23 protein-coding genes are annotated in these 22,765 nt (G+C 56.9%); 5 read left to right on the top strand and 18 right to left on the bottom strand.

What is annotated here, in order from left to right:
- Positions 1-11 precede the first annotated feature (11 nt).
- From D7M11_RS33135 to D7M11_RS33170, 9 genes are all read right to left on the bottom strand, one after another.
- A complete protein-coding gene (locus tag D7M11_RS33135; RefSeq protein ID WP_120751561.1) occupies positions 12-1,871 on the bottom strand; it encodes a right-handed parallel beta-helix repeat-containing protein in 1,860 nt (619 codons plus the stop codon).
- A 235-nt stretch (positions 1,872-2,106) separates the two neighbouring features.
- Positions 2,107-2,982, bottom strand: coding sequence for a carbohydrate ABC transporter permease (locus D7M11_RS33140; protein ID WP_120751562.1), 876 nt, complete (start codon positions 2,980-2,982; stop codon positions 2,107-2,109).
- A 33-nt stretch (positions 2,983-3,015) separates the two neighbouring features.
- A complete protein-coding gene (locus tag D7M11_RS33145; RefSeq protein ID WP_120751563.1) occupies positions 3,016-3,888 on the bottom strand; it encodes a carbohydrate ABC transporter permease in 873 nt (290 codons plus the stop codon).
- A gap of 13 nt (positions 3,889-3,901) precedes the next feature.
- A complete protein-coding gene (locus tag D7M11_RS37835) occupies positions 3,902-4,036 on the bottom strand; it encodes a hypothetical protein (RefSeq protein ID WP_275671757.1) in 135 nt (44 codons plus the stop codon).
- Positions 4,033-5,367 (bottom strand): extracellular solute-binding protein, encoded by a 1,335-nt coding sequence (locus D7M11_RS33150; RefSeq protein ID WP_120751564.1) that lies wholly within the window; start codon positions 5,365-5,367, stop codon positions 4,033-4,035. The genes D7M11_RS37835 and D7M11_RS33150 overlap by 4 nt, the downstream gene beginning before the upstream one ends.
- Before the next feature lie 237 nt (positions 5,368-5,604).
- Positions 5,605-6,798, bottom strand: a complete 1,194-nt coding sequence (locus D7M11_RS33155; RefSeq protein WP_240041417.1) for a M20 family metallopeptidase — start codon at positions 6,796-6,798, stop codon at positions 5,605-5,607.
- 49 nt (positions 6,799-6,847) lie between these two features.
- The gene (locus D7M11_RS33160) at positions 6,848-7,963 is read right to left on the bottom strand and encodes an alanine racemase (RefSeq protein ID WP_240041418.1); all 1,116 of its coding nucleotides are present in this window, start codon (positions 7,961-7,963) and stop codon (positions 6,848-6,850) included.
- A 12-nt stretch (positions 7,964-7,975) separates the two neighbouring features.
- Entirely contained in the window at positions 7,976-9,538 is a 1,563-nt protein-coding gene (locus tag D7M11_RS33165; RefSeq protein ID WP_120751566.1) for a response regulator, read from the bottom strand.
- Positions 9,519-11,309, bottom strand: a complete 1,791-nt coding sequence (locus D7M11_RS33170) for a cache domain-containing sensor histidine kinase (RefSeq protein WP_120751567.1) — start codon at positions 11,307-11,309, stop codon at positions 9,519-9,521. The genes D7M11_RS33165 and D7M11_RS33170 overlap by 20 nt, the downstream gene beginning before the upstream one ends.
- Positions 11,310-11,589: 280 nt before the next feature.
- On the opposite strand from D7M11_RS33170, the gene D7M11_RS33175 reads away from it, so the two are divergent.
- From D7M11_RS33175 to D7M11_RS33185, 3 genes are read left to right on the top strand one after another with little or no spacing between them, the layout of a single operon-like run.
- The gene (locus D7M11_RS33175) at positions 11,590-12,246 is read left to right on the top strand and encodes a helix-turn-helix transcriptional regulator (protein ID WP_120751568.1); all 657 of its coding nucleotides are present in this window, start codon (positions 11,590-11,592) and stop codon (positions 12,244-12,246) included.
- A gap of 46 nt (positions 12,247-12,292) precedes the next feature.
- The gene (locus D7M11_RS33180) at positions 12,293-13,900 is read left to right on the top strand and encodes an N-acyl-D-amino-acid deacylase family protein (RefSeq protein WP_120751569.1); all 1,608 of its coding nucleotides are present in this window, start codon (positions 12,293-12,295) and stop codon (positions 13,898-13,900) included.
- Between the two features lie 33 nt (positions 13,901-13,933).
- Positions 13,934-14,401: a RidA family protein gene (locus D7M11_RS33185; RefSeq protein ID WP_120751570.1), complete on the top strand. Its 468-nt coding sequence runs from the start codon at positions 13,934-13,936 to the stop codon at positions 14,399-14,401.
- Between the two features lie 118 nt (positions 14,402-14,519).
- On the opposite strand, the gene D7M11_RS33190 is transcribed toward D7M11_RS33185, so the two are convergent.
- From D7M11_RS33190 to D7M11_RS33200, 4 genes are all read right to left on the bottom strand, one after another.
- Complete coding sequence (locus D7M11_RS33190) at positions 14,520-14,954, bottom strand: BrxA/BrxB family bacilliredoxin (protein WP_120751571.1); 435 nt, start codon at positions 14,952-14,954, stop codon at positions 14,520-14,522.
- A gap of 130 nt (positions 14,955-15,084) precedes the next feature.
- Positions 15,085-15,507 (bottom strand): DUF3905 domain-containing protein, encoded by a 423-nt coding sequence (locus D7M11_RS33195; protein ID WP_120751572.1) that lies wholly within the window; start codon positions 15,505-15,507, stop codon positions 15,085-15,087.
- A 14-nt stretch (positions 15,508-15,521) separates the two neighbouring features.
- Positions 15,522-15,656 carry a hypothetical protein gene (locus D7M11_RS37840; protein ID WP_275671758.1) on the bottom strand — a complete coding sequence of 45 codons (135 nt, stop codon included), beginning with the start codon at positions 15,654-15,656 and terminating at the stop codon, positions 15,522-15,524.
- A gap of 68 nt (positions 15,657-15,724) precedes the next feature.
- Positions 15,725-16,498 carry a prolipoprotein diacylglyceryl transferase gene (locus tag D7M11_RS33200; protein WP_193556339.1) on the bottom strand — a complete coding sequence of 258 codons (774 nt, stop codon included), beginning with the start codon at positions 16,496-16,498 and terminating at the stop codon, positions 15,725-15,727.
- Positions 16,499-16,599: 101 nt separating this feature from the next.
- On the opposite strand from D7M11_RS33200, the gene D7M11_RS33205 reads away from it, so the two are divergent.
- Both D7M11_RS33205 and D7M11_RS33210 read left to right on the top strand, forming a co-directional pair.
- Entirely contained in the window at positions 16,600-17,715 is a 1,116-nt protein-coding gene (locus tag D7M11_RS33205; RefSeq protein WP_120751574.1) for a metallophosphoesterase family protein, read from the top strand.
- Between the two features lie 135 nt (positions 17,716-17,850).
- Positions 17,851-19,122 carry a BaiN/RdsA family NAD(P)/FAD-dependent oxidoreductase gene (locus D7M11_RS33210; protein WP_120751575.1) on the top strand — a complete coding sequence of 424 codons (1,272 nt, stop codon included), beginning with the start codon at positions 17,851-17,853 and terminating at the stop codon, positions 19,120-19,122.
- Positions 19,123-19,191: 69 nt separating this feature from the next.
- On the opposite strand, the gene D7M11_RS33215 is transcribed toward D7M11_RS33210, so the two are convergent.
- From D7M11_RS33215 to D7M11_RS33235, 5 genes are all read right to left on the bottom strand, one after another.
- Complete coding sequence (locus tag D7M11_RS33215) at positions 19,192-19,572, bottom strand: hypothetical protein (RefSeq protein ID WP_120751576.1); 381 nt, start codon at positions 19,570-19,572, stop codon at positions 19,192-19,194.
- 89 nt (positions 19,573-19,661) lie between these two features.
- Positions 19,662-20,879 carry an ABC transporter permease gene (locus D7M11_RS33220; protein WP_158606968.1) on the bottom strand — a complete coding sequence of 406 codons (1,218 nt, stop codon included), beginning with the start codon at positions 20,877-20,879 and terminating at the stop codon, positions 19,662-19,664.
- Positions 20,880-20,896: 17 nt separating this feature from the next.
- Positions 20,897-21,595, bottom strand: a complete 699-nt coding sequence (locus D7M11_RS33225; RefSeq protein ID WP_120751578.1) for an ABC transporter ATP-binding protein — start codon at positions 21,593-21,595, stop codon at positions 20,897-20,899.
- A 206-nt stretch (positions 21,596-21,801) separates the two neighbouring features.
- Complete coding sequence (locus tag D7M11_RS33230) at positions 21,802-21,975, bottom strand: aspartyl-phosphate phosphatase Spo0E family protein (protein WP_120751579.1); 174 nt, start codon at positions 21,973-21,975, stop codon at positions 21,802-21,804.
- Positions 21,944-22,627 (bottom strand): HD-GYP domain-containing protein, encoded by a 684-nt coding sequence (locus D7M11_RS33235; RefSeq protein WP_147433539.1) that lies wholly within the window; start codon positions 22,625-22,627, stop codon positions 21,944-21,946. Before D7M11_RS33235 ends, D7M11_RS33230 begins: the two co-directional genes overlap by 32 nt.
- Between the last annotated feature and the right edge of the window lie 138 nt (positions 22,628-22,765).

Consider the following 22,765-nt stretch of genomic DNA (forward strand, 5'->3'; position numbering starts at 1 on the left):
TTAGGTAGGCTCTAAATCAGATCGAAGGTATGATTCTCGCTTATCGATGTATGAAGCCCCAGATCGAGAATCCCGGTTGAGCTTTGGGTCATTGTCGCGAATAAAATTTGATTGTTTTCAACCCGATTGAACAGTGCTGTGTTAGAAGCGATATGGATCGCATCGATGGAGCCGTACCGAATTTCGTATTCGCTCGTGCTGTCAGGCACTGTGCTCCAATTCGGGCTGCACTGCGCCATTTTATTCACACCGCTGTACGACGTTATGGCCCTCTTCTGGCCGATTCCCGTTCCTTTCGTAATAAACACCAGCATATCCTTGTATGCCTGATCTTCTGCGGACGCTTCGTCTGCCAATTGAATTGTACCTGCTGTAGCCGCTTTCGCTGTTCCCGCGTGCTTGAGGCGGTTGCGAACGCTGTTGCCGTGAATATGATTATAGCTGGAGGCGGAATCTAGCAAAATATCCCCTTTGTTGCTTCCTTGCCCGCATTCCTCGATTTTATTGTTGGCTAACGTGCAATGGCGCGCATCCGTTACTTTTAACGCAGGGCCGCGAACGTTAAACAACTGGTTGTTGGCAACATGGACAGCGCTGGACGCTTGGACATCAATCCCGCTATTATCCGCTCCGCTGAAATCGATATTTTTCACCATATTGCCTTCAACAAGAACGTCGGTACATAACCGGACAAACACGCCCGTTCGACTGACGTTGATCATATTTCCCCTGATTTTCACCTCCGACGCGAATTGGGATTGGATGGCACGCTGCAAGCCGAGAAAGCGATTGTCTTCAATCTGCACATCGTGAATAGGGCCGTTCATCGCGTTCAAGATTAAAGCTTGCTTCGCATTGTCTTTAAACAGGCTAGAGGCAATACGGATTCGAGCCGCTTCATCACCGGCATTTGGTTCGATATCAATCCCGGACTGCGGATTGGTCCCATTCGTTTTCTCAAAAATACAATTAAGCAGCACGACGTCATGCGCGCCTCCGACAGTCAACCCCTGGCGGCGGTTGTTGTAAAAATGTACATTTTGAACCAATACGTTACTCGAGCTTTGGACGCCTAATGTGGAAATGAGAGCGCCGTCTCCCCAACAATTCGCAATATACAGATCCTGAATACAGACGCGATCCGAACCTTTGACCGCGATGCCCATTCCCCCTTCTCCCGTTGTACCCAGATGTTCATCACGCTCCCCTATAACGTTTCCGCCGCCTTTTACGGTTACATTTTTCCTTCCGTATATATTGATAATCTGAAAGTTACTTTTGTCTGTTGGCCGCGCTTTTAACGTTGCATGTTTGTTAATAATCATCGTCGTGTCGTCCTTCACGTTAATGCCCGCATACTGTTGTCCCGGCAGCTTCGTATCCGCATTGATCAAATAAGTACCCGCCGGGACGTTTACCGTAACCCCCCCACCCCCGATCGCCTTGTGAAACGCGTCCGTATCGTCGGTCACCCCGTCCCCTTTCGCCCCAAACCAGCGGACATCGACGAATCCCGGTTCCCGGAAACGTTTGAATCGCGCTCCGGAAACGGAAACGACCACCGTTCCGGTATTATCGGCGGATATCGTATCGGTAGCATCGTATAGAAACGATCCTTCCTGCCCGGCGTCGATGACGATATATACAACACCCTCCAGCGGGTTTGTCTCCGCCCGCAGCTCCGCTATCGTTGTTGCAAAAACGGAATCCGTAAAAGGCTGCTTCTTTTTCTTGCTGTCTTGACCATATACCGAATTCAGAACCCCCGCTCCCTCCACTTGGATGGAAGAAGCGTACACCGCCGCAGCGGCACCAGTCATGCCGAGCGCGGCCAGCAGGGTCCTCCTGCTAATTTTACGTTCGTCGGGCATCTTGTCTTCTCTCCTTTGTTTTCGATTTGTAAGTGCTTTCAAAAAGCGGAAGCAAACTAATTTGCAACCGTATTCAATTCCGATTTTATTCAAATCAAAAGTTTAATTCCAGTTTAAAAAAACTTGCAATTTTACCAATCGTTCGATGGGTGCAAAAAAAGACTGCGAAACAGCAATCCCGAGCCGGGAGCCGTTGCAGTCTTTCGCTACATGAGGGCATGTTTCACAGGGCGGCTTAACCTTTTACCGCACCTGCGACCATCCCTTTCATAATTTGCTCTTGGAAGATAAGATAGATGACGATTGTCGGAACAACGGCTATAGCCATCGCGGCCATGGTCAAACTGTAATCCGTCCCGAACCCGTCGGAAAAGATCGACAAGCTGAGCGGCAGCGTTTTGAGCGCTTGCTTGTTAATAAACACGAGAGCGAATGCGAAATCGTTCCAGAACCGCAGAAAGGCGAGAATGGCGACCGTAGCCATGGCCGGTACGGCGAGCGGGAATATAACCCGGAAGAAAATTCCCCAGTAGCCGTTGCCGTCGATCATCGCCGCCTCTTCGACTTCCTTCGGCACCGAGGTCAAGTAAGCGGCGACCACGAAGATGGCGACAGGCAGCTCGAACGCCGTATAGGGCAGAATCAATGCCCAATGCGTGTCGAGAATCGCCATTTTTTTCATCATAATAAACAGCGGAACGAGCGTACTGTGAATCGGAATCAGCATGCCGAGCACGAACAGCGCCATAATCGGCCCCTTCAGCTTGAACTGAAGCCTGGACAGCACGTAAGCGGCCAGCGTTCCTAGAAACAGCGTCAGCACCATCGCGACGACGGTCACGATTACCGAATTCGTAAGCGCGGTGCCGATACCGGCTATTTTCCACGCCTTCGCAAAGTTTTCAAACTGCCAGACGGAAGGCAGCGAGAACGGCTTGCCGTAAAAATCCTGATTCGTCTTGAACGAACTAATGAACAGCCAAATAAGCGGATACAGCGTAAGCAGCGCATAGATGGCCAGCAGCACGTTGCCTGCCCATGCCTTGCCCGTCCGGAACGCGCCTGCCAGCGGATTCGGGCCTCTCGCGGCCGGGTTTGCGGTCTTTAGCATACCCATCATGCCTCCCCTTCGTTTCCCCGCTACTTACGTTTTCCGTTTCATGAGCAGCTGGCTGCCGACGACGAGCAGCATGCTGATGATCATAATCGTCGTCGAAACGGCGGAACCGTACCCGTAGCGAAAAATATTAAACGTATTGTTGTACATATAAGTTGCCATCAGCTCGGTCGATTGGGCCGGACCGCCGCCCGTCATGACGTAGATGAGATCGAACGCCTTCATACTGCCGGAAATACACAGCACGATCGCGACCTTGATCGTATCCCAGATCATCGGAACGATAATCATATACAGTCTGCGGAAGCCGACGGCGCCGTCAATTTTGGCCGCATCCTCCACTTCGGAAGAAATATTTTGGATCGCGGCGACGAACAATATGAGGTAGGGGCCAATGTTCGCCCAGATGATCGGCACGCTTACGGAATACATGTTTACTTTCGGGTCGCCAAGCCAGTCGCGAATCCACGAGCTGAGTCCGGCTTGTTCGAGAATATAATTCAGAATCCCGATTTGCGGGTTATAAATATAACCCCATATAATACCGATAACGACCGAGGCGAGCACCATCGGCATGAAAACCGCCGAGCGGACAAACCGATGAAAAAAGGAGGTTTTCCACAGCACCAGCGACAGCACGAGCGCAATCGGCACCTGGCCGAATATCGAAGCGGCCACGATAATCAGATTGTTTTTGAACGCCCGCCAGAAGACGGGGTCCTTCACGGTTTCGAGGTAGTTGTCGAAACCGACGAACTTCATCGCCCCAATGCCCTTCCAGTCGAAAAATCCGTAAAACGCCGACCAGAAAATCGGCACGATTACGAAGATGAAATAAAGCGCCAGGGCGGGAAGCAGACCCACAATGATAAAACGTCTTGTTCGGTTCGCTGTGGTCATGGCTTGGCCTCCTTTAATGGCTGATTTGGCGCGCGCCGTTTTCGCCGCCCGGACCGAAAGCCGGAACCGGCTTTTCTGCGGAAAAGCCGATCCCGATTTCCCGTTTCCTTTCGAACCGGCTCAGCGGTCGAAAGCGGTGTTTACTCACTTGCCGATTGATCTTGCCTGCGCGTCCTGCAGCTTCTTCGCGATATCTTCCGGTTTGCCGCCCATGAGCAGCTCCTGCAATCCGTTGTTGATCGCTTCCGCGCCTTGCGAGCTGAGGTAAGCGTCATATACCGGCGTAAATTTCACGCTTTTCGTCAAGTTATAGGCTTTGTAGAACAAGGAAGTCACTTTCGACGGGTCTACTTCCATTTTGTAGTTGACGATTTGGTTCGCTTGGGCTACGGCTTGCATGCCTTCCGGACCGCTGATCGTGTATATCAGGTCGAGAGCGGCGTCAAGCTGCTTGCCGGTTGGCTTCTTGCTGACGGCGAAGCCGCCTCCCGCACCGCCGGAGAGCGTGTTCGGGTCGCCTTTGCCGCCCGGAACCGAAGGAAGTACCGCAACGTCGATCTGATCGAGCTGCTCCTTCGTGCCCGTCGCCGCCATATTCGTTAGCGCCCAAGCGCCGTCGATCATCATCGCCGCTTTACCGGTGATGAAATATTGCTCCATCTGCGTGTTATCCAAGCTGTTGAAGCCTTGCTGGAACGCGCCTGCATCGGCCAAGCCCTTCAAGAGACCAAGCGCCTGCACGAACTCCGGGTCGGTGAATTTGGCTCCGTCCTGTTTGACCGCTTTGAGGAACCAGTCGGTGCCCGTTACCCGGTCGGCCAGCGAACTGAGAATGCTGGATTGCGCGAGCCATGCGGCTTTGTTGCCGAGCGAGATCGGCGTAATGCCTTTATCCTTGAACGCTTTAACCGCCGTGAGCAGCTCGTCCCACGTTTTCGGCACTTGAACGCCATTTTTCTCGAACAGCGTTTTGTTGTAGAAGAACAGCGATGTTACGGATGCGTTTACCGGTACGGCGTACACTTCGTTTTTGAACGAAAGCGGATCGAACGCGCCCGGGGTAAAGTTGTTTTTCCATTCGGTCTGTTTATTCAGCAGCGGGGTGATCGGTTGAATCAAACCGCCGTCGTAAAATTCCTGGATCATCGAGCCGGAGTTGGTGAAGAAGACGTCCGGCATTTCATTCGCTGCAGCGACCGTCTTCAGCCGCTGGCGGTACCCGTCGGGAGGAATCGCTTGGGCATCAAGCTCGACTTCCGGATGAGCAGCTTTGAACTTTTCGATCTGACCACGAACGGCTTTGGCGCGGAGATCGTCTCCGGAATAGTTGTGCCATACCGTCAGTTTCACTTTTTGCGCCGGCGCTTCTTTGGCATCTCCGCCGGTTTTCGTTCCGGAATCGGCCGGATTGCCGCATGCGGCTGCAAGTGTGGACAAGACGACTACGGAAGCGAGACTTGCCGCGATTTTTTTATTCATCTTGAAACCCCCTTCTTTTTAAGTACAGCTTTAGTATATACACCCGGCGTTCGTAAAGGCAGGGGACATTCTACGCTTATAGGGTAGACAAATTCCGGTTTTGCATTCGGGGAAGGCCGTAGGATGGGATGTTGCGAAAGAGCACTGTCCACCGCTACGACGCAGCTTCTTATGCAAAAAAAGGCCCCTAACCGCAATAGCGGCAAGGAGCCCCGTTCGAAAGTCCATTCATGTTGATCATTCCCCGAAATGCATCGCCGTATGAACAAAGACAGCCGCCGCCCGGACGACCTCGGCAAGCTCGACCCATTCGTCCGCCGTGTGCGCTTCGGCAATATCGCCGGGCCCGAATACGAGCGTCGGCACTCCGACGCGCGTCAGCTTGCTGGCGTCGCTGCAATAGGGAGCCCCGACGGCCACACGGCCGGGCGCGTACGTATTCGACGCCGCCATCAAAGTGAGGACGAGCGGATCGTCCGGCGCGACCTCCATCGCAAAGTCCGTCAGAAACGGGCGATGGACGACAACCGACGCTCCGGAAGGCCAGCCCTGCTCCCGTACGAAACTGGCGACACTGTCGCGCGCATCGGCCCAGACGTCTTCCCACTCCTGACCGGGCGCGGTGCGGATGTCCACCGATACCAGACAGCGCTCCGCTACCGTATTCGGCGCAACGCCTCCCTCGATCATGCTGATGCACAGCGTCGGCGCTCCGGTCAGCGGATGCCGCGAGGCGGGAAAGCGCTCGGCGGCGTACCGCTTCAGGAAGGCGATCACATCCGCCATGCGCTCGATCGCATTGACTCCCTTCTCCGGCGTAGAACTGTGCGCGGCCGCTCCGATCGTCTCGATTCGGAAGCGCAGCACGCCCTTGTGGGCGATAATCGCATGCAGCTTCGTCGGCTCGCCGACGATCGCCGCGTCGCATCGAAGCCCGCCGCAACGGATAAGCTCCGCCAGTGCCGAGACGCCCTTGTACGTAATTTCCTCGTCGACGACGGCGGCCAGACGGACAGTGACGGCAGGCAGCATATCGCGTTCCTTCATCGTTTCGAGCGCCACGAGCATGGCAGCGAGCGAAGCCTTGGTATCGCATGCGCCGCGTCCGTACAGGCGGCCGTCCCGCACTTCCGCGCCGAACGGATCGAGCGTCATGCCTGCCGTCTGTACGGTATCCATATGCGCCTCCCACAACAGGCAGCGGTCGGTCCGTCCCGCAAGCGTGCCGATCACGTTGTCCCGGTCCGGCTCCACAGACTGTACCTCATAAGGAAGCCCCAGCCTCTCCAGAAAGCGGCGCACATAGGCGGCTACTTCTTTCTCGCCTTGTCCGCCCTGAAACCCCGGGTTGACACTCGGTATCCGCACGAGATCCGACAACACTTCCCGGACGCGCGACTCGTTAATATACTCCAAGTAGCTGATCGTCATGAGTCTCTTCACCCCCCATAAGCTCTAAACGAAAACTACTAAAACTCCTCTAGTAGTTGCAGCCGCGCGCATCGACCGGAATCGTCCGCTCTACTTGTCCGCCGCGCACGCCGTTAATGCGGTCGCACAAATTCGGAATGACGCACGAATGATTCGGAATGATTTCGATCCGATCGCCGACGGCAAGCGAAGCCGTTTCCGGATCGAATTGCAGGAAGCCGTGCTCTTCGTTGAGGCCCGTTATACGAAGCTCGGGGCGGCCGACAACGATGCCGAAGCCGTCCCGGTTATGCGCCTTGTCGCTCGTCAGCGTCTTCGTCCCGGCGTCGATCGTAGCCCGGCCGGGCAGCGGCGTGCTGACCACGGTCGCTACAACCCTCAGCGCGCAATCTTCTTCGGTAGCGAAGCCCATCGCAACGCCCGAGACGTCGAACAAAATATAATTGCCCGCCCTCACTTCGGACACCCCGCTTAATTCCTCGCACAGCAGCGCAGCAGGCGAGGAGCCGGTGCTGACAATATCCACTCCGATGCCGGCTTCCAGCAAAGACGTCTTAACCGCCTGCATCGTCTCCGACTCCCGGCGCACAGCGGCTCGAAACGAAGCTTCGTCCTTATTGCCGTATATGGTGCCGAAATAGCCCATAATGCCGCGGATGTGAATGCCGGGCAGAACGGCAATCTCGCGGGCGAACGAGACGGCGTCTTCTCCCGGCTGGCGTCCGCCGCGATTCAGTCCGCCGTCGATCTCGATCAGAACCTGCACCGGCTTCCCGGTCGTTTCTCCTACTCGGGATAATCCCAGCGCGCCCTGGACGCTGTCGACCGTCGCGAGCATATTCGCCTTCAAGTGAAGCCGGGCGAAGCGCTCCAGCTTGTCCTCGCCGATGATCGGATAAGCGACCAGTATCGAATCGATGCCGGCTTCGGCAAACACCTCGGCTTCCGACAGCTTCGCCACGGTGATGCCGATCGCTCCGGCTTCAAGCTGCTTGCGGGCAAAATAAACCGACTTCGTCGATTTGATATGCGGACGATGCGCGATTCCTTGCGCTTTCAGCTTCGCAGCCAAGCGGGCAATGTTGCGCTCCACGATATCCAGGTCGACGATAACCGCAGGTGTAGGCAGTTCCGGGTACGTATAAGACATATGCAATCTCTCCATTTGCTGTATAGTTTATTCCGCTGACGATTGCCGGTATTCCGTGGGCGTCTGCCCGGTGTACTTCTTGAACTGCTGGCTGAAATATTTGATATCCTCATAGCCGACGGCCCCCGCCACCTCGCTGATCTTGAGCGGCGTGCTCTTGAGCACGTGAGCGGCCCTGCGCATCCGCTCCTGCGTGACGAACTCGATATAGCTTTGACCGGTTTCTTTCTTAAACGCGTCGCTGAAATGGTTCGGTGTCAAATGGACGAACTTCGCCACCTCCTGCAGCGTCAAGTTGCGGTCCAGCCGCTCGCGGATGTAGGCGATGGCCCGGTGCACATAGGAATATCGCGTATCGCTCATCGTTTCATGGAAAGCCGACATAATGGAAGCGAGCAGCTTGAACAGCTCGTCTTCGGGGGGAAGCCCGTCCTCGAACGAATAGGCGGGAACCTGCGCCGGCTGACCGCTGGGGGCGGGGCCGCCTCCCTTGGCCCGCTCCAGCCAGCGATGCCCGGCGATAGCCACAGACTGCAAGTAGGCCCGGAGCGACTTCGGCGTTACGGACGGATCGTCCATCTGCTCGCGTACGAGCCGGTGAACGAAGTGACGCAACTGCGTCGGAACGTTGCTCATGAGCAGCCCGGCCAGCTCTTCTTCCTCGCGCTGCGGGCAGACGGTAGCGCCTCCGCTTCGCGAAGCGATGTCGCGCAGTTCGCAAACGCCCTGCTCGCGCAGCAGCAGCCGGTAAGCATAAACCCGCTCGGCTTCGCCGTACGAGCGTGGAAGCTCCTCGGGGTGGGTAACGCTTTCCCCGGTGGCGGCGAATACGGAGCATTTCAGCGTTTCGCAAACGCGCCGGACGGCGCGCTCCAGCCCGCTTCGTTCGGCGAAGCCCGGTCCGGCGCGGGCCACCAGCACAATCCGGTCGCTCTTCAGCAGCGAGACGGACGGCAGAAGCTCGGCCAGCATATTTTCTACCGCGCCGAGCAGCAGCTCCGCCGTCTTGCCCTCGCCCCAGCCCGAAGCCGAAACGATAAGCACACGCAGCGGCATCTGCGGCTCAGCCGTGCTTCCCGTCACGCCGCGCTCTTTCATCCAGTTCTCGATGAGCGCCAGCTCGGAGCCGCTTTCCTGTCTGCCTGCGAGCAGCCCTTCGAGCAGCTCTCTGCGCAGCGCGGCCGTCTGCACCAGCTCTTTGCGCTGTGCTTCCCATTTGTCCGTAATGTTCATCTTCGCCTTGAGCGCCGACTTCATAATTTCTTCGGGTCCGCTAGTTTTCAGCAAATAGTCGGTCACCCCTTCGCGCAGCGCCTGCTGGGCATACGCAAAGTCGTCATAGCCGGTCAAAATGACGATTTCCGTACTCGGGGCAATCTTCTTGATCTGCCTGGCCAGCTCGATGCCGTCCATCCCCGGCATGCGGATATCGGTAAGCACAATATGCGGCTTCTCGGCCGGTATACGCTCCAGCGCTTCCTCGCCGCATTCGGCGGGCTCCAGCAGCGTTAGCCCCAGCTCCTTCCAATCGATAACCGTGCACAAGCCTCTGCGAATTATCGCTTCGTCGTCAACGATCATGATTTTCATAGTCGCCCGCCTCCATAATCGGAATCGTAAACGAGATGCGCGTGCCGGCGCCCGTTTCGCTCTCAATCTGCAAGCCGGTTCCGGTACCGTAATGAAGCTGCAGCCGCTGATGCACATTGCGCAGCCCGTACCCGGAGCGGCCCGGCTCGGGACTGCTCGTTCCCGAAGCCGCATTCAAATTGCCGCGAATCTCGTTAAGCTTTGCCTGATCCATGCCGATACCGGTGTCTTCCACGACGAACGTCATCGAATCGCCATGGAACTCTCCGTGAACGTACAGCTGCCCCCGCCCTTTCTTCTTTTGCAAGCCGTGCATGATGCTGTTTTCGATGAGGGGCTGCAGCAGCAGCTTTAGCATCGTCTCATCCTGCAGCTTCGGATCGATATAAAACCGGGCTTCGAATTTATCCTGAAACCGGATCGCCATAATTTTTACATAATTTTGCGCATGGGCGACTTCCTGCGACGCTTTGCAAAACTCCTCGCCCTTATTGAGCGAGAAACGAAGAAAATCGCTAAGCGCGCCGACCATTTCGGCGATTTGGCCGTCCTTGTTCATCAGTGCCATCCAATGAATCGACGATAGCGTATTGTACAAAAAATGAGGATTGATCTGCGCCTGAAGCGCCATAATGTCGGCTTCCTTCTTCTTCGCCTCGTTCTGCTGCACCTGTTCCTTGAGCCGCTGAATCCGCTCGCTCAGCTTGTTGAAGCTGTGCAGAAGCAGTCCGACCTCGTCCGCGCTTTTCACCGCAAACGGCGGGATCGCCTCGTCCGGGTTCATATCCTTAAGCGTGGCGGCGAGTCCCAGCAGCGGCCGCGTGACTCGTCGCAGGAACAGCAGCACGAAGACGATGGAGAAAAGCAGCGCCACGCCGATCGCAACGGCGGTTACCGTAAGCACGTATTCGTTCTGGGACGTATAGGTGCGGGTCGGAATGACGCCGATCAGCTTCCAGTTCGTACCCGCGATCGTGCGGTACAATACCGTATCCTCTCCCCGGCCTTCCGAGCTATACGTAAACGTGCCCTCCAGCTCGTTTAGCGAGGCCAGATCCGGCATCCGCTCCCGCAGCGGCCGGTTCAGCCAATCCGGCGAATCGCCGGACAAGATGACGCCGTCCGGGTCGGCGAGCAGGACGAAGCCCGACTGCTCCCAACCTGCATTTTTCAAAATGCGACGCATCTCGTTCTCGTCCAGACTGATTGACAACACGCCGATATTCCGGAACTTAGTTGTGCTGCGGATCGGGCGAACGAGGGAAACGACCCGTTTCAGCCCGTCGGCCGTCGTTTGGTTTTCGTATAGCGAGGTCCACCATTTCATGCCCGAGTCCAGCTTGGACTTGCCTTCCTCCAGCTGGCTCTGCAGACCCGACCGCAGGATGGTCGTATTGGACAGCGACGGATAATCGTATGCGGATAGAACCGTAATATTGGATATATAGGTTTTGGAGAAGACGAGATTGGTCAAAAATCCGATATTTTGCGTAAACAGCGAAATGTCTGCCCGCTCGTTGTCCAAATATTGCTGAATATCCCGCTGCCCGATAATAAACACGGACATGTTCTCGACGTCCCGAATCATGAATTCCAGCTTGTCCGCCATCTGGCGGAGCGTGTTCGTCCCCGACTGCTTCGCTTTCTCTTCTGTCAGCGACGAGGCGATCCGGTAGGATACGACTCCGGTGGCGAGCAGCGGCAGCACAACCGCGACGAGCAGCAGCAGGCTCAGCTTGCGCTGCAGCGATTTGTCGAACCAGCGCCTCATGGAAAAGGACCTCCTTCGTTTGGCTGCCGCCCTTGAATACGAAATACATATAGGTGTAAAGCTCGGGTAGTTTGCATGGAATAGTTGCGTTGCGTACTCATTCTAGCATAATTCCATTTACATTCCATACTTTTTTTAATGCAAACTAAATTTTTGTTTGATTCTTTCACGGCAAGTGTGATACCATTTCCCCGCAAGCTATCGATACGGCTTATCCGGTTCGCGTAACCGGCTGCGGCGCGTTTCAGGCGTCCGCCCGAGAAGGAGGTTGTTGCCGCGCATGGAATCGGTGCAACAGGAAATGGCGTTTTTATCCGACCTGGTTCAAGGGATCGCCGCCCAATTCGGCGATGCATGCGAGGTCGTGCTGCACGATTTGTCGCGCCCGTATGAAAGTACGATTATCGCGATCGAGAACGGTCATGTGACCGGCCGCAGCGTCGGCGATCCGGGCACCAATCTGGGGCTTGAGCTGCTGCGCGGCAATCACGTGAACGGCAACAAATTCAACTACATTACCCAGACTAAAGAAGGCCGCATTCTCCGCTCCACGTCGATCTACATGAAAAACGCCGAGGGCAAGCCGGTTGGCGCGATCTGCATCAACTTCGACATTACGGCGCTCATGATGGCGGAGAAAACGATCAACAGCCTCACGATGACGGGCTTGCAGCCCGAAGTGAAGGAATCGTTCGTCACGAACGTAGGCGATTTGCTCGAAGCGCTCATTCAAGAGGCGCAGGAGCAGATCGGCAAGCCGGTCGCCATGATGAGCAAGGAAGACAAGATCCGGATGATAACCCTGCTCGACCGCAAAGGCGCTTTTCTAATCAAGAAGGGCGGAGACAAAATTTGCGCGTATTTGAACATTTCCAAATATTCGTTATACAGCTACATGGAGGAAGGCAAAACCGAATTCGGGAAGCTCGCCGAATAAACCGGAACTGCCCCCGCTTACATCATCCCCGGGAGGACAAACGCATATGCTCGATCTTATTATTCGCGGCGGCCGCATAGCGGACGGTACAGGAAATCCTTGGTTTTTCGGCGACGTCGGCGTCAAGGACGGCCGCATTGCCGCTATCGGCAAGCTGGAGCAGGAAGCGGCCAAAATCGTGGACGTCCACGGCAGCGTTATTGCGCCTGGGTTTATCGACGGCCACTGCCACTCCGACCTGATGATCTTCGATTACCCGCACAGCGACATCAAGCTGCGCCAAGGCGTCACGACCGAAGTCGTCGGCAACTGCGGGCTTGCTCCCGCCCCTTACGTCAAAGACCGCGCCGACATGCTGCGCACCTACGTGCAGCCTGTGCTTGGCCATACGTCGTGGGATTGGCCGTGGGAGACAGTCGGCCAGTACATGGAGCATCTCGCCGCTAACCGCCCTTCGGAAAATGTCGCTACCTATGTCGCCCACGGCGCGCTGCGTATCGCGGTCACCGGGTTCGACAATCGTCCCGCGACCCGCGAGGAGCTGGAGCGGATGAAGCAAATTTTGGACGAGGGGATGCGCGCCGGAGCGATCGGCCTGTCCATCGGACTGCTGTATGCGCCGGGCAGTTATACGTCCCGCGAAGAGCTGGCCGAGTTATGCTCGGTGCTGCCGAAGTATGACGGCCTGCTGTCCACGCATATTCGCGGCGAAGGCAACAACCTGATCCCTTCGGTCAAAGAAGTGATCTGGATTGCCGAGAAGGCCGGCGTTGCGCTGCATATCAGCCATCTGAAGGCGGCCGGCAAGGCGAACTGGGGCAAGGTGCTGGAGGCGATCGAGCTGATCGAGGACGCTCGCGCCCGCGGCATGGACGTGACGTGTGACGTGTACCCGTACAACGCAGGCTCGACGACGCTTACGACCGTTCTGCCTCCCTGGGCGCTCGAAGGCGGCATCGAAGGAACGCTTGCCGCATTCCGCAACCCTGTCTTGCGGGCGCGCATCCGCGAGGAGCTGGGCGAAGAACAGACGACCTGGGACAACCTTGTCTGCTCCACCGGCTGGCAAAGCGTCATCATCTCTGCCATGCATACCGAGCGCAACCGCGGTCTTGAGGGTCTCTCGATCGCGGAAATCGCCGAGCAGCGCGGCCAGCATCCGGTCGACTGCATGATGGACTTGCTGCTGGAGGAAGACGGCCGCATCTCGATCGTTTACTTCCACATGTCGGAGGACGACGTCAAGCAGGTCGTTGGCTACGAGAAGGCGCTCATCGCCTCGGACAGCCTGACCTGCGAAACGGGCAAGCCGCATCCTCGCCTATATGGCACGTTCCCGCGCATTTTCGCGAAGTACGTGCGCGAGCAGAAAGTGCTGTCGCTTGAGCAGGCGGTGCGCAAAATGACGTCGTTTCCGGCGCAGCGGTTCAAGCTCGGCAAACGCGGATTGCTCGTACCCGGCTACATCGCCGATATTGCCGTGTTTGATCCGTACGCCATCTGCGACAATGCGACGTTTGAGCAGCCGCGGCAATATCCGGACGGCATTTCGCACGTTTTTGTCGGCGGCGCCGAAACGATCAGCGGCGACAAGCATACGTCCGCCCGCCATGGCGGGCTGATCCGCGCAACCGCCTGCTGCCAGCATCACTAATATCACCATTTACAAAACTGGAGGTTTTCTACTATGGGACAAATCGAAAAACGACTGGAAGAGCTCGGAATCGTGCTTCCACCCCCGCCGCAGCCGCGCTTCACTTACATTCCGGCCAACCGGACCGGCAATCTGCTGTACTTGTCCGGCCAAGACGCACGCGACGCTAACGGCGTGCTGATCCATGAAGGCAAAGTCGGCAGTGATCTGACGATCGAACAGGGCCGCGAAGCCGCCCGCCAAGTCATCATCAACTGTTTGGCCGTGATGAAGGGCTACCTCGGCGATCTCGACCGCGTCGTTAAAATCGTCAAGCTGCTCGGTTTCGTGAACAGCGCGCCAGGCTTCGGCGATCAGCCTTTCGTTATGAACGGGGCGTCCGATCTGCTTGTGGACGTATTCGGCGAGAGGGGACGCCACGCCCGTTCCGCGATCGGGACGAGCGATCTGCCGTTCCATACGCCGGTTGAGATCGAGATTATCGTTGAAATCCGCGACTGATTTGAGCTTCGCTCAAAACTTATAAATTCTGATGTTATAAGCAAAGCCCCCTCGCGAACCGTCGTAACAACGTCGGCATTCGTAAGGGGGCTTGCTTGTCGTAAGACGATGTTTCGTCTTAGCGGCAGAAACGGTCGAACGCGCTGGTCAGATCGGCGGCGATCTGTTCGGCGGAACGGTTCTCGATCTGATGGCGCTCGATCATATGAACGAGCTCTCCGTCCTTCATCAGGGCGATCGAAGGCGACGAAGGCGGGTACGGCGCAAAATATTCGCGCGCCTTCGCCGTTGCGTCCTTCTCTTGGCCGGCGAATACGGTGAACAGATTATCGGGCGTAATGTCGTGTTCCAGCGCTTTGGCAACGCCGGGACGGCACTGGCCGGCGGCACAGCCGCATACCGAGTTGACGACGATAAGCGACGTGCCTTTCGCCGCTTCGAACTGCTCCGTTACGTCTTCCGGCGTAAGCAGTTCCTGGATACCGAGACGAGTCAGGTCGTCCCGCATCGGTTGGATCATATCCCGCATATATGCTTCGAATGACATGGCCATCGTGGCTTCACTCCTTTAAGATTCGCTGCGAATCGAAATCGAAAATGTGTACCTTCCCCTTATTATACATCTCCGACCCCGGGAAGCAAAGCCCCTCGGCCATGACTTCGGCAGGTTTCGTGCGGGCAAGTTACGCTTCCGGCTCCCCGCTGCTTGTCCCGTTCTCGGCATCGTAAGCCGTATTTTGCTCCGGATGCATAAAGCGCTCGCCCGAAGCGGACGGGGCGATCCCTTTCTCGAAATAGTCGCGGTTTTCCGCCGTCCGGAAACCGATATCCTTGAACGGGTGCACCCACCGGTCCCCCGTCATGACCATCGGGTCCGTGTCCTTCGTCCACTGGCTGAGCGGGGATTGCGGCGATTCGTATTCGTGATCCCCGATCGTGACGCCGAATTCGTTCACGAACGGCTTCCGCGGCCCTCTTCCTTCCGTAAATTGCGGCAAAAAGTTAATCTCGAACGGATCGAGCGATTCGTCCTGAGGTCGATTGCCCGGACCACCGCCCGCCTTCTCCCGCCCTTTGGCGTCGTGCTTATTCGATTCTGTCGTCATAGGCTGGCTCCCGGCTACACGGAAGGCCGGTTCGGACCGCCAAGCTTTTTGTCGGCTACCGAATCCTTCTTGGCGCGGCCCTCTTCATTTTGTTCGGCCTGACGCCGCTGCGCGGGTGAATCCTGGGTTCCGGCTCGTTTTGTCGACATGCAACATGTCAGCTCCTTTCGCACTTCGGACACTTTCCGATATAACCGCCTTATGCTGCAGACGGCGCTTAATGTTGGAAAGTGGTCTTAGTATGCGCCCCGGCCGAGAAAATAATGCCAGCGGCGACCAGAGCAAGCGCCCTCCACTGATACGCCGTAAACAGCAGCACGGTAGGAGCCGGAACTTCCCAGAACGAAACGAGCAGCAAACCCGCTCCCATATATAACGTCGCGATCCGGAACCACTCGCCGGTACCAGCCTTCCCCCGCCGGAACCCTAGCAGCATAAGCACCGCCAAGGCGACTATTATCGTATAGCCCGATATCGGATGATAGCGAAACTCGGGGCTGCTTACAACGATCCCCCACGGCTTCGTGGTCGCCTCACCCGCCCGCCAATCGATGGCGGCATAAACGATGACGGCGACGATCGTCCCGAACGAAACGAGATCGAGGAATATTCGCAGCGGTATGCCTTTGCGCCGGATGCTTACGACCAGGTAAACCGCCGCGGCCGCTGCGGCCAATAGCGCTTCCCGGGTGCCTCCGTTCAGGATAAAGATGGCGAGCGGACGGTCCCATATCACCGACGGGGCAAACAGCACATGCCCGAATTTCCACACAAGCAGCACGATAAAAGCCGCATTTTGCACCAGCTCCGCCGCTTCCTTCGCAGCCGGGCCGTAAAAGCGCGATACGAGGCGCACCGCGACAATCAGGGCCGCACAAGCGGCAATGACGGCAAGCAGCGACGTTTGAATCGTAAAAGGTCCCCATGACAGCTGGGCTGGCAAACCATACCACTCCGTTTCCGATGTATAAGTAAAGGACTTCCATTGCATCTTACGTATAAGACGGGGTTGCGGAACCACTCTCGCTTGGTGAACCGCTTGTTCTTTTGCCGTACTCGGCACAATCGTCGCTACACGGAAGGAGCGCACCCATGAACGTATTTCGAATCATACCGGTACTGTTCGCCGCCGGATGCGGCCTGCTGCATCTATACGAAACTCCGTTCCCCCCGGCATCTGCCGCTTCGGCGGCGATCCTCGGCAACACTTCAGTTCTGCCGACAGCGCGTGCGGATACGGATTCGCCGCTAAGCTCGTTCTCGCTGCTTAGCGACATCCACGTGCAGGCAGACGATTCCTTGTCGCAGCAATTGTTCGTGAAAGCGCTTAAAGATCATTATAGCATAAAGCCGGACGCGGATAGGATCGTTTTAAACGGAGATTTGACGAACGGCTGGCAGGGCGATTACGAGACGCTGCGGCGGCTGCTGGACAACACTCCGCACGCTCCTGTCCGGGCCACGATGGGAAATCATGACTATTACGGGATGTGGCGGCACGGACACGGCTACGATTATAAGCGGCTGAGCCGGAATTGGAGCAGCAGCAGGGCAATCGCTCAGTTTACCTCCTTTTTCGGCTATGCGAAGCCGTATTATGCCGAAGATGTCGGAGGCGTCCCGTTCCTGTTTATGAGCGGCGAAGCATACCGGGACGCGGACGAATCCGTTGCCGAAGATGCCTTTCTGTCCGATGCCCAGTTGAACTGGCTGGAGTCGAGACTGGAGGACCACCGCGCGAGGCTCACCGCCAAAGTTAAGGATAAGGGCAACGCGAACAAGCAAAACGGCGAAATTGTCGCCGTTCCTCTCGTACCGGCGCTCGTCTTTTTGCATCAGCCTTTACCGCATACACTGGACGGAACTTCCCATGAGCGCGGCGTCGTACAGCACGAGCGGCTGCGCTCCATATTGGAACGATACCCGTTCGCCGTTCTGCTGTCCGGCCATACGCACTGGGATGCAGAGAGCACAAACCAACTGTGGCGCGGCAAGTTCACCGCCGTAGGCAGCGGTTCGGTGCGCTTTGCCTACGACTCCGAAAACCGGCCGATCCGGCCGCTCAAAAGTGAAAGCTTGTTCATCGAAGTTTACCCCGGCCGTCTCGTCATCAGGACTATCGACCATCGTCACGGGCAATGGGCCGGGGAACCGGCAGTCGTTGAGCTGCCTAACGAAGCCGAGTTTGAGCAGCCAAGCCGCAAGTAACCGACGAAACGCACAAACGCATGAGGCGAGCGCCTTCCCCGGCCCAGCCGATGCGTTTTTCTTTTGCCGCGAAACACGATACAATGTTCGTAACAATGCGAGGCACGCGGCCTTCGCCAAAGGAGATTAACGCTAGTGGAGTATGATGTAATCGTTGTTGGCGGCGGCCCTTCCGGCCTGATGGCTTGTATATCCGCATCCGGCGCCGGAGCGAGCGTGCTGCTGGTCGACAAGGGCGACAAGCTCGGACGCAAGCTGGGCATCTCGGGCGGCGGACGATGCAACGTCACCAACGCCAAGGAGCTTGACGAGCTGATCAAGCATATCCCCGGCAACGGCCGGTTTTTGTACAGCGCGTTGAACACATTCGGCAACCGGGATATTATCGATTTTTTTGAAGGCATGGGCATTAAACTGAAGGAGGAGGACCGCGGCCGGATGTTTCCGGTAAGCGATAAAGCGAAGACGGTCGTTGACGCGCTCGTCAACCGGGTACGCGAACAGCGGGTGGCGGTTCGGACGAATAGCCCCGTAGACCGCATCGAGTACGATGGCGGACGAACGAGCGCGGTACGGCTGAAATCGGGCGAACGGCTGCGCTGCCGCTGCGTCATTATCGCTACCGGCGGCCGCTCGGTGCCGCATACGGGCTCCACCGGGGACGGCTATGTCTGGGCCGAGGAGGCGGGGCATACGATTACGGAGCTGTATCCGACCGAGGTGCCGATTACTTCAAGCGACGCCTTTATCCAGAGCAAGGAGCTGCAAGGCCTCAGCCTGCGCGGCATTCATTTGGCCGTATGGAACGAGAAAGGCAAGATGCTGGTCGAGCACGAGGGCGACATGATCTTTACCCATTTCGGCATATCCGGCCCCGCCGCTTTGCGATGCAGCCAGTTTGTCGTGAAGCAGTTGAAGAAGACGGGGGAACGCACCGTCCCGATGACGATCGATCTGTTCCCGGACCGTTCGTCCGACGAGATCTATGCCGAGACGATGCGGCTTGCCCAGGAGGAGGCGAAAAAAGCGGTCAAAAACGTGCTGAAAGGCTTTTTTCCCGAAAAGCTGATCCCGATTCTTCTAAAGAAAGCCGGGATCCAGGACGACCTAACGTATGACAATATTCCGAAGCAGCCGTGGACGGAGCTCGCAAGACTCGCCAAAGCGTTCCCTCTGCGCGCAAACGGCACATTGTCCATCGAAGAAGCTTTCGTCACCGGGGGAGGCGTCCACCTGAAGGAAATCGATCCGAAGTCGATGCAGTCGAAGCTGATGCCGGGGCTGTTTTTTTGCGGCGAGGTGCTTGATGTTCACGGCTATACAGGAGGTTATAATATTACGGCCGCCTTCTCCTCCGGGTATACGGCCGGAAAACATGCGGCGGACGAAGCTCTGACTCTTCCCTGAAAATAAAGCAGCGGACGTTCCTTCCTGGTGAAGGCCGCCCGCTGCTTTTTCTCGTCCGATCTCGCTCTTCTAACGCGCGGAAAAATGGCTGTAGTCGTCTCCGGACGGATCAAACGCCTCGGATGTTGCAGCGCCGTCGCCGCTGAAGTACGATTCGGACCAATCCTCGTTGACGAGATGGGCCGGAATCGGGACAGAGTCCAATTCGTACGCCAGTTTATACGAATCCGCATCGGCGGCGGCCCGTTCCGTACTGAGCAGCATACCGCCGCTGGCCTGGGCGATCTCGAGCGCCGAGGTCAGATCGTTTTTGTCGATGTACACCTGGACGCCCGGCTTGCCGTCCAGTTCCGTCGCATGGGCATGATAGCCAAGCTCCGACAAAGTGTCGAGCGCCATGACGGCAGCAGACGAATCGGAAAATTCAAAGTAGATCGGTGCTTCACTCATAAACGTCCCTCTTTCGGATCGGATTTGCATACAGCCCTTAGGATCGTCCTCGCATCGTCTCCTTATACGCACGAAGATCAGGCGCAGAGCTACCAGGCGTTCAGCAGCTCTCCCATCACATATCCGATCAGCCATCCGGCCGGGATCAGCAGCAGTCCCGCCCACAAGCCGTAAGCCGTCCATCCGAGCGCGAGTCCCGCAGGAATATAAACCGGTACGAACATCCACGGCGTCGCCTTGCGGATCGCTTGTCTCCGGTCTTCGTCCCGCCAGCCGAACATCTTCATGAACGAAGACGCCAGCACTTCCTTGCCGTACAGCTTGACCCAATAGGCGAGCAGCAGCGAGACGCCTATGAGGAACACCCATTTGACCGCGACCGGCATAAGCAGCAGCCCGAAGCTGCAAGCCGCCGTCAACTGCGCATACTGCTTGAGCTGGGTGCCGCTGCGGAAAAACGATTTGACGATCGCCTCCGCGAGCACGCGATCAGGCGATCTGGTGCGAAACAGATGACGCGAATTGCGGAAAACAAGCGGCTTCGTCCGCTTCAGCAGCCGGGACGGCTTCGGCACGACCTGGCCCATCAGCAGCGCGGCGTATTTCATCCGTTGAGCCGATTCGTAAGCCGCATCCCGGTAAAAGGTGCCGCTTAAATGTACCCGTACACGGGCAAGTGCGGCCGTCGAGCCGATCAGCGCCACGGTCAACACCGCAGCAGGCAAGCCGCCGCCCGCGAGACCGCCCGCAAAGACGAACAGCACACCCAGCAAACCGTAAGCGGCGCTATTCGCCATCCACCCGGCTATTCGCGGCAGCTTCAGCGCAAGCAAGCGCTCCGCCAGCAGCCGAAACGCCCCCGCCGCTGCCGCAAGCAAGGCGAGCAGAACGAGATGAAGCGCTCCGAAGCCGTGCACCTTCACGAGAAAAGGTGCGATCACCCCGGTAACCAGGGCCGCGAGCAGCACGCGCACAACCAGCGAATAGGCGATGCCGAGGCGCTTTAGTTTGTCCATCCAAGCTTTGTTCTGAATCAAAAACAGCTGATCCGCCTCTTCCATGAACAGACGGAGCGAGCTTAGGCCGCTCGCCGCGTACAAGACGGTCAGCCAGACAACGGATGGAATTGCCGCCCCCCATGCCGGCATATCCCGCCACCACGATACGTATTGATACCCGGCAACGAGTATCGCCGGAATGACGATGTACAGCGCTACCGTCCAGTCAACGGCCATCTTCCATACCCGGTACTGGAACCGCCATTCCGAGTTCAGTCTTCGGCCGAACAACCGATTTGCGTCGATCATGCCGCACTTCCTCCCGTTCAAGTGAGTGTATGGAAGCAGTCGAACAGCGAAGCCCCCGGCATGCCGCATTGCCGCCGGATCGATTCCAGGTCGCCCTGGGCTACCGTCTCCCCGCTGCTTAGCAGCACGAACGAGTCGCATATTTTTTCGGCGGTATCGAGTACGTGGGTGGACATCAGAATCGCCGCCCCGCGCTGCCGTTCCGCGTTCAACGTGTCGAGCAGCTCCTTCGTCGCCTTCGGGTCGAGGCCGATGAACGGCTCGTCCACGATATAAACATCCGGCCTGCTCAAGAAGCCGATGACGAGCATCGCCTTTTGCTGCATCCCTTTCGAGAACGAAGTGGTCAGATGATGCCGTACCTCGTTCAGCTTGAATCGTTTCAGCAGTTCCTCCGCCCGCTCCCGGAACAACTCATCGGTCATGCCGTGCGCCGCCGCGGCAAGTTCGAGATGCTCCCACAGCGTAAGTTCCTCGTACAAGATCGGCTGCTCGGGAATATACGCATGGGAGCCCTCGGGTCCGCAGAAGCGGACGTCTCCCTTCGTCAGCTTGATGAGCCCGAGAATCGCTTTGATCGTCGTGCTTTTTCCGGCTCCGTTCGGCCCGATCAAGCCGACCAGCTGCCCGGCTTCGAGCGTAAACGTGATGTCGCGAATCACATCGTCCCGCTCTTCATAGCCGCCTTGCCCGATATGGACATGCAGCAGTTCCATCAGGATCGCCCTCCCGCCTTTGTATGGAAGCTCCGTTTTGCGGTTTTGCCGTTTGGCATTCATATGTATTATGTACTACTGTTGGATCGATGCAAAGTTTCACAACAAAAACCGAAAAAACGCCCGGCTGCCCCCCGTAGTCCATACGAAGCGGCAGCCGAACGTGATTGCGCCAAACGCGCTCATTTTATTTTTATCGATTCCTTCTACATCGTTTTCATCCGCTCGGGCGAGCAGCGCCGGATCTGCTCATACTCGTTCAGCTTTTGATCCAGCAGCTGACTGACCCTCACCACGCATTTATGGGTCAAGCTCCCGTGTCGTTCGGCCAGCCGGTGCATCACCCGTTTAAGAGTTTCGATTTCGTGCAGCACCTGCATAGCGCGATTCCCCCTTCTCCGGTCCGCCTTGCAGCCGATCGCGGTACAGCCGGTTCATTAGCTCGGCCACTTCGCCGTCGAACAAAATGTCGCTCCACCGGTACAGCTCCTCGAGCGCTTCCTCATGACTGAGCCGGAACGAAGAATGCCGGTCGGTCAGCGTGGCAAACGTGTCGGCGACTCGCAGTACGCGGGCGTTTTGCGAGATCGATTCATAAGTCAGACCGAAGGGATACCCCGTTCCGTCCAAATTTTCATGATGATGAAGAACCGCTTCCCCGTCCACCGCAAAGCTTTCGATTAAAGGTTCCAGAATGTTCGCGCTATGCTTCGGATGCTCCTGCAGACGCAGCATTTCCCCTTCATACAGCCGGTAACGGTTATCCAATACATCCGCATCTATGTGAAGCTTCCCGATATCTTGCAGCAGCGCCGTCCTATACAGCCGGCGTACGTCCTCGTCGTTATCGAACAATTCCTTCGCCAGCAGCCTGGTGTAATAGGCGGTCATTAAACTGAGCTTGTAGGTCGGAAGATGATGCCGCTTCAATCGTTTCAGTAAAAAGGCCGTCTGCGGCTCGTTACGCGCGAAAGCTGCCGCCTCTTGCTCCAAACGTTCCCCATTCATAGTTCCATCCCAATTCCGATTCACTGGCGATCCACTCCTTTGATTGTCCGCCAATCCTCCGCTCGCCTTGTTCTATCTTTTTTTAAACCTTCGCTACCTGCCGAAAATCCGTAGAGTTTAGCTTTGTTGTCTATCTCTATTTTCCTTTTTTTTGAAGCAAAA

The organism is Paenibacillus ginsengarvi, from assembly GCF_003626695.1.
In the GTDB taxonomy this organism is placed as follows: domain Bacteria; phylum Bacillota; class Bacilli; order Paenibacillales; family NBRC-103111; genus Paenibacillus_AB; species Paenibacillus_AB ginsengarvi.

Bases quoted from the DNA above. Each gene is read 5' to 3' on its own strand.
- D7M11_RS33135 (WP_120751561.1), bottom strand. From the start codon at position 1,871: ATGCCCGACGAACGTAAAATTAGCAGGAGGACCCTGCTGGCCGCGCTC.
- D7M11_RS33140 (WP_120751562.1), bottom strand. From the start codon at position 2,982: ATGCTAAAGACCGCAAACCCGGCCGCGAGAGGCCCGAATCCGCTGGCA.
- D7M11_RS33145 (WP_120751563.1), bottom strand. From the start codon at position 3,888: ATGACCACAGCGAACCGAACAAGACGTTTTATCATTGTGGGTCTGCTT.
- D7M11_RS33150 (WP_120751564.1), bottom strand. From the start codon at position 5,367: ATGAATAAAAAAATCGCGGCAAGTCTCGCTTCCGTAGTCGTCTTGTCC.
- D7M11_RS33155 (WP_240041417.1), bottom strand. From the start codon at position 6,798: ATGACGATCAGCTACTTGGAGTATATTAACGAGTCGCGCGTCCGGGAA.
- D7M11_RS33160 (WP_240041418.1), bottom strand. From the start codon at position 7,963: ATGGAGAGATTGCATATGTCTTATACGTACCCGGAACTGCCTACACCT.
- D7M11_RS33165 (WP_120751566.1), bottom strand. From the start codon at position 9,538: ATGAAAATCATGATCGTTGACGACGAAGCGATAATTCGCAGAGGCTTG.
- D7M11_RS33170 (WP_120751567.1), bottom strand. From the start codon at position 11,309: ATGAGGCGCTGGTTCGACAAATCGCTGCAGCGCAAGCTGAGCCTGCTG.
- D7M11_RS33175 (WP_120751568.1), top strand. From the start codon at position 11,590: ATGGAATCGGTGCAACAGGAAATGGCGTTTTTATCCGACCTGGTTCAA.
- D7M11_RS33180 (WP_120751569.1), top strand. From the start codon at position 12,293: ATGCTCGATCTTATTATTCGCGGCGGCCGCATAGCGGACGGTACAGGA.
- D7M11_RS33185 (WP_120751570.1), top strand. From the start codon at position 13,934: ATGGGACAAATCGAAAAACGACTGGAAGAGCTCGGAATCGTGCTTCCA.
- D7M11_RS33190 (WP_120751571.1), bottom strand. From the start codon at position 14,954: ATGGCCATGTCATTCGAAGCATATATGCGGGATATGATCCAACCGATG.
- D7M11_RS33195 (WP_120751572.1), bottom strand. From the start codon at position 15,507: ATGACGACAGAATCGAATAAGCACGACGCCAAAGGGCGGGAGAAGGCG.
- D7M11_RS37840 (WP_275671758.1), bottom strand. From the start codon at position 15,656: ATGTCGACAAAACGAGCCGGAACCCAGGATTCACCCGCGCAGCGGCGT.
- D7M11_RS33200 (WP_193556339.1), bottom strand. From the start codon at position 16,498: ATGCAATGGAAGTCCTTTACTTATACATCGGAAACGGAGTGGTATGGT.
- D7M11_RS33205 (WP_120751574.1), top strand. From the start codon at position 16,600: ATGAACGTATTTCGAATCATACCGGTACTGTTCGCCGCCGGATGCGGC.
- D7M11_RS33215 (WP_120751576.1), bottom strand. From the start codon at position 19,572: ATGAGTGAAGCACCGATCTACTTTGAATTTTCCGATTCGTCTGCTGCC.
- D7M11_RS33220 (WP_158606968.1), bottom strand. From the start codon at position 20,879: ATGATCGACGCAAATCGGTTGTTCGGCCGAAGACTGAACTCGGAATGG.
- D7M11_RS33225 (WP_120751578.1), bottom strand. From the start codon at position 21,595: ATGGAACTGCTGCATGTCCATATCGGGCAAGGCGGCTATGAAGAGCGG.
- D7M11_RS33230 (WP_120751579.1), bottom strand. From the start codon at position 21,975: ATGCAGGTGCTGCACGAAATCGAAACTCTTAAACGGGTGATGCACCGG.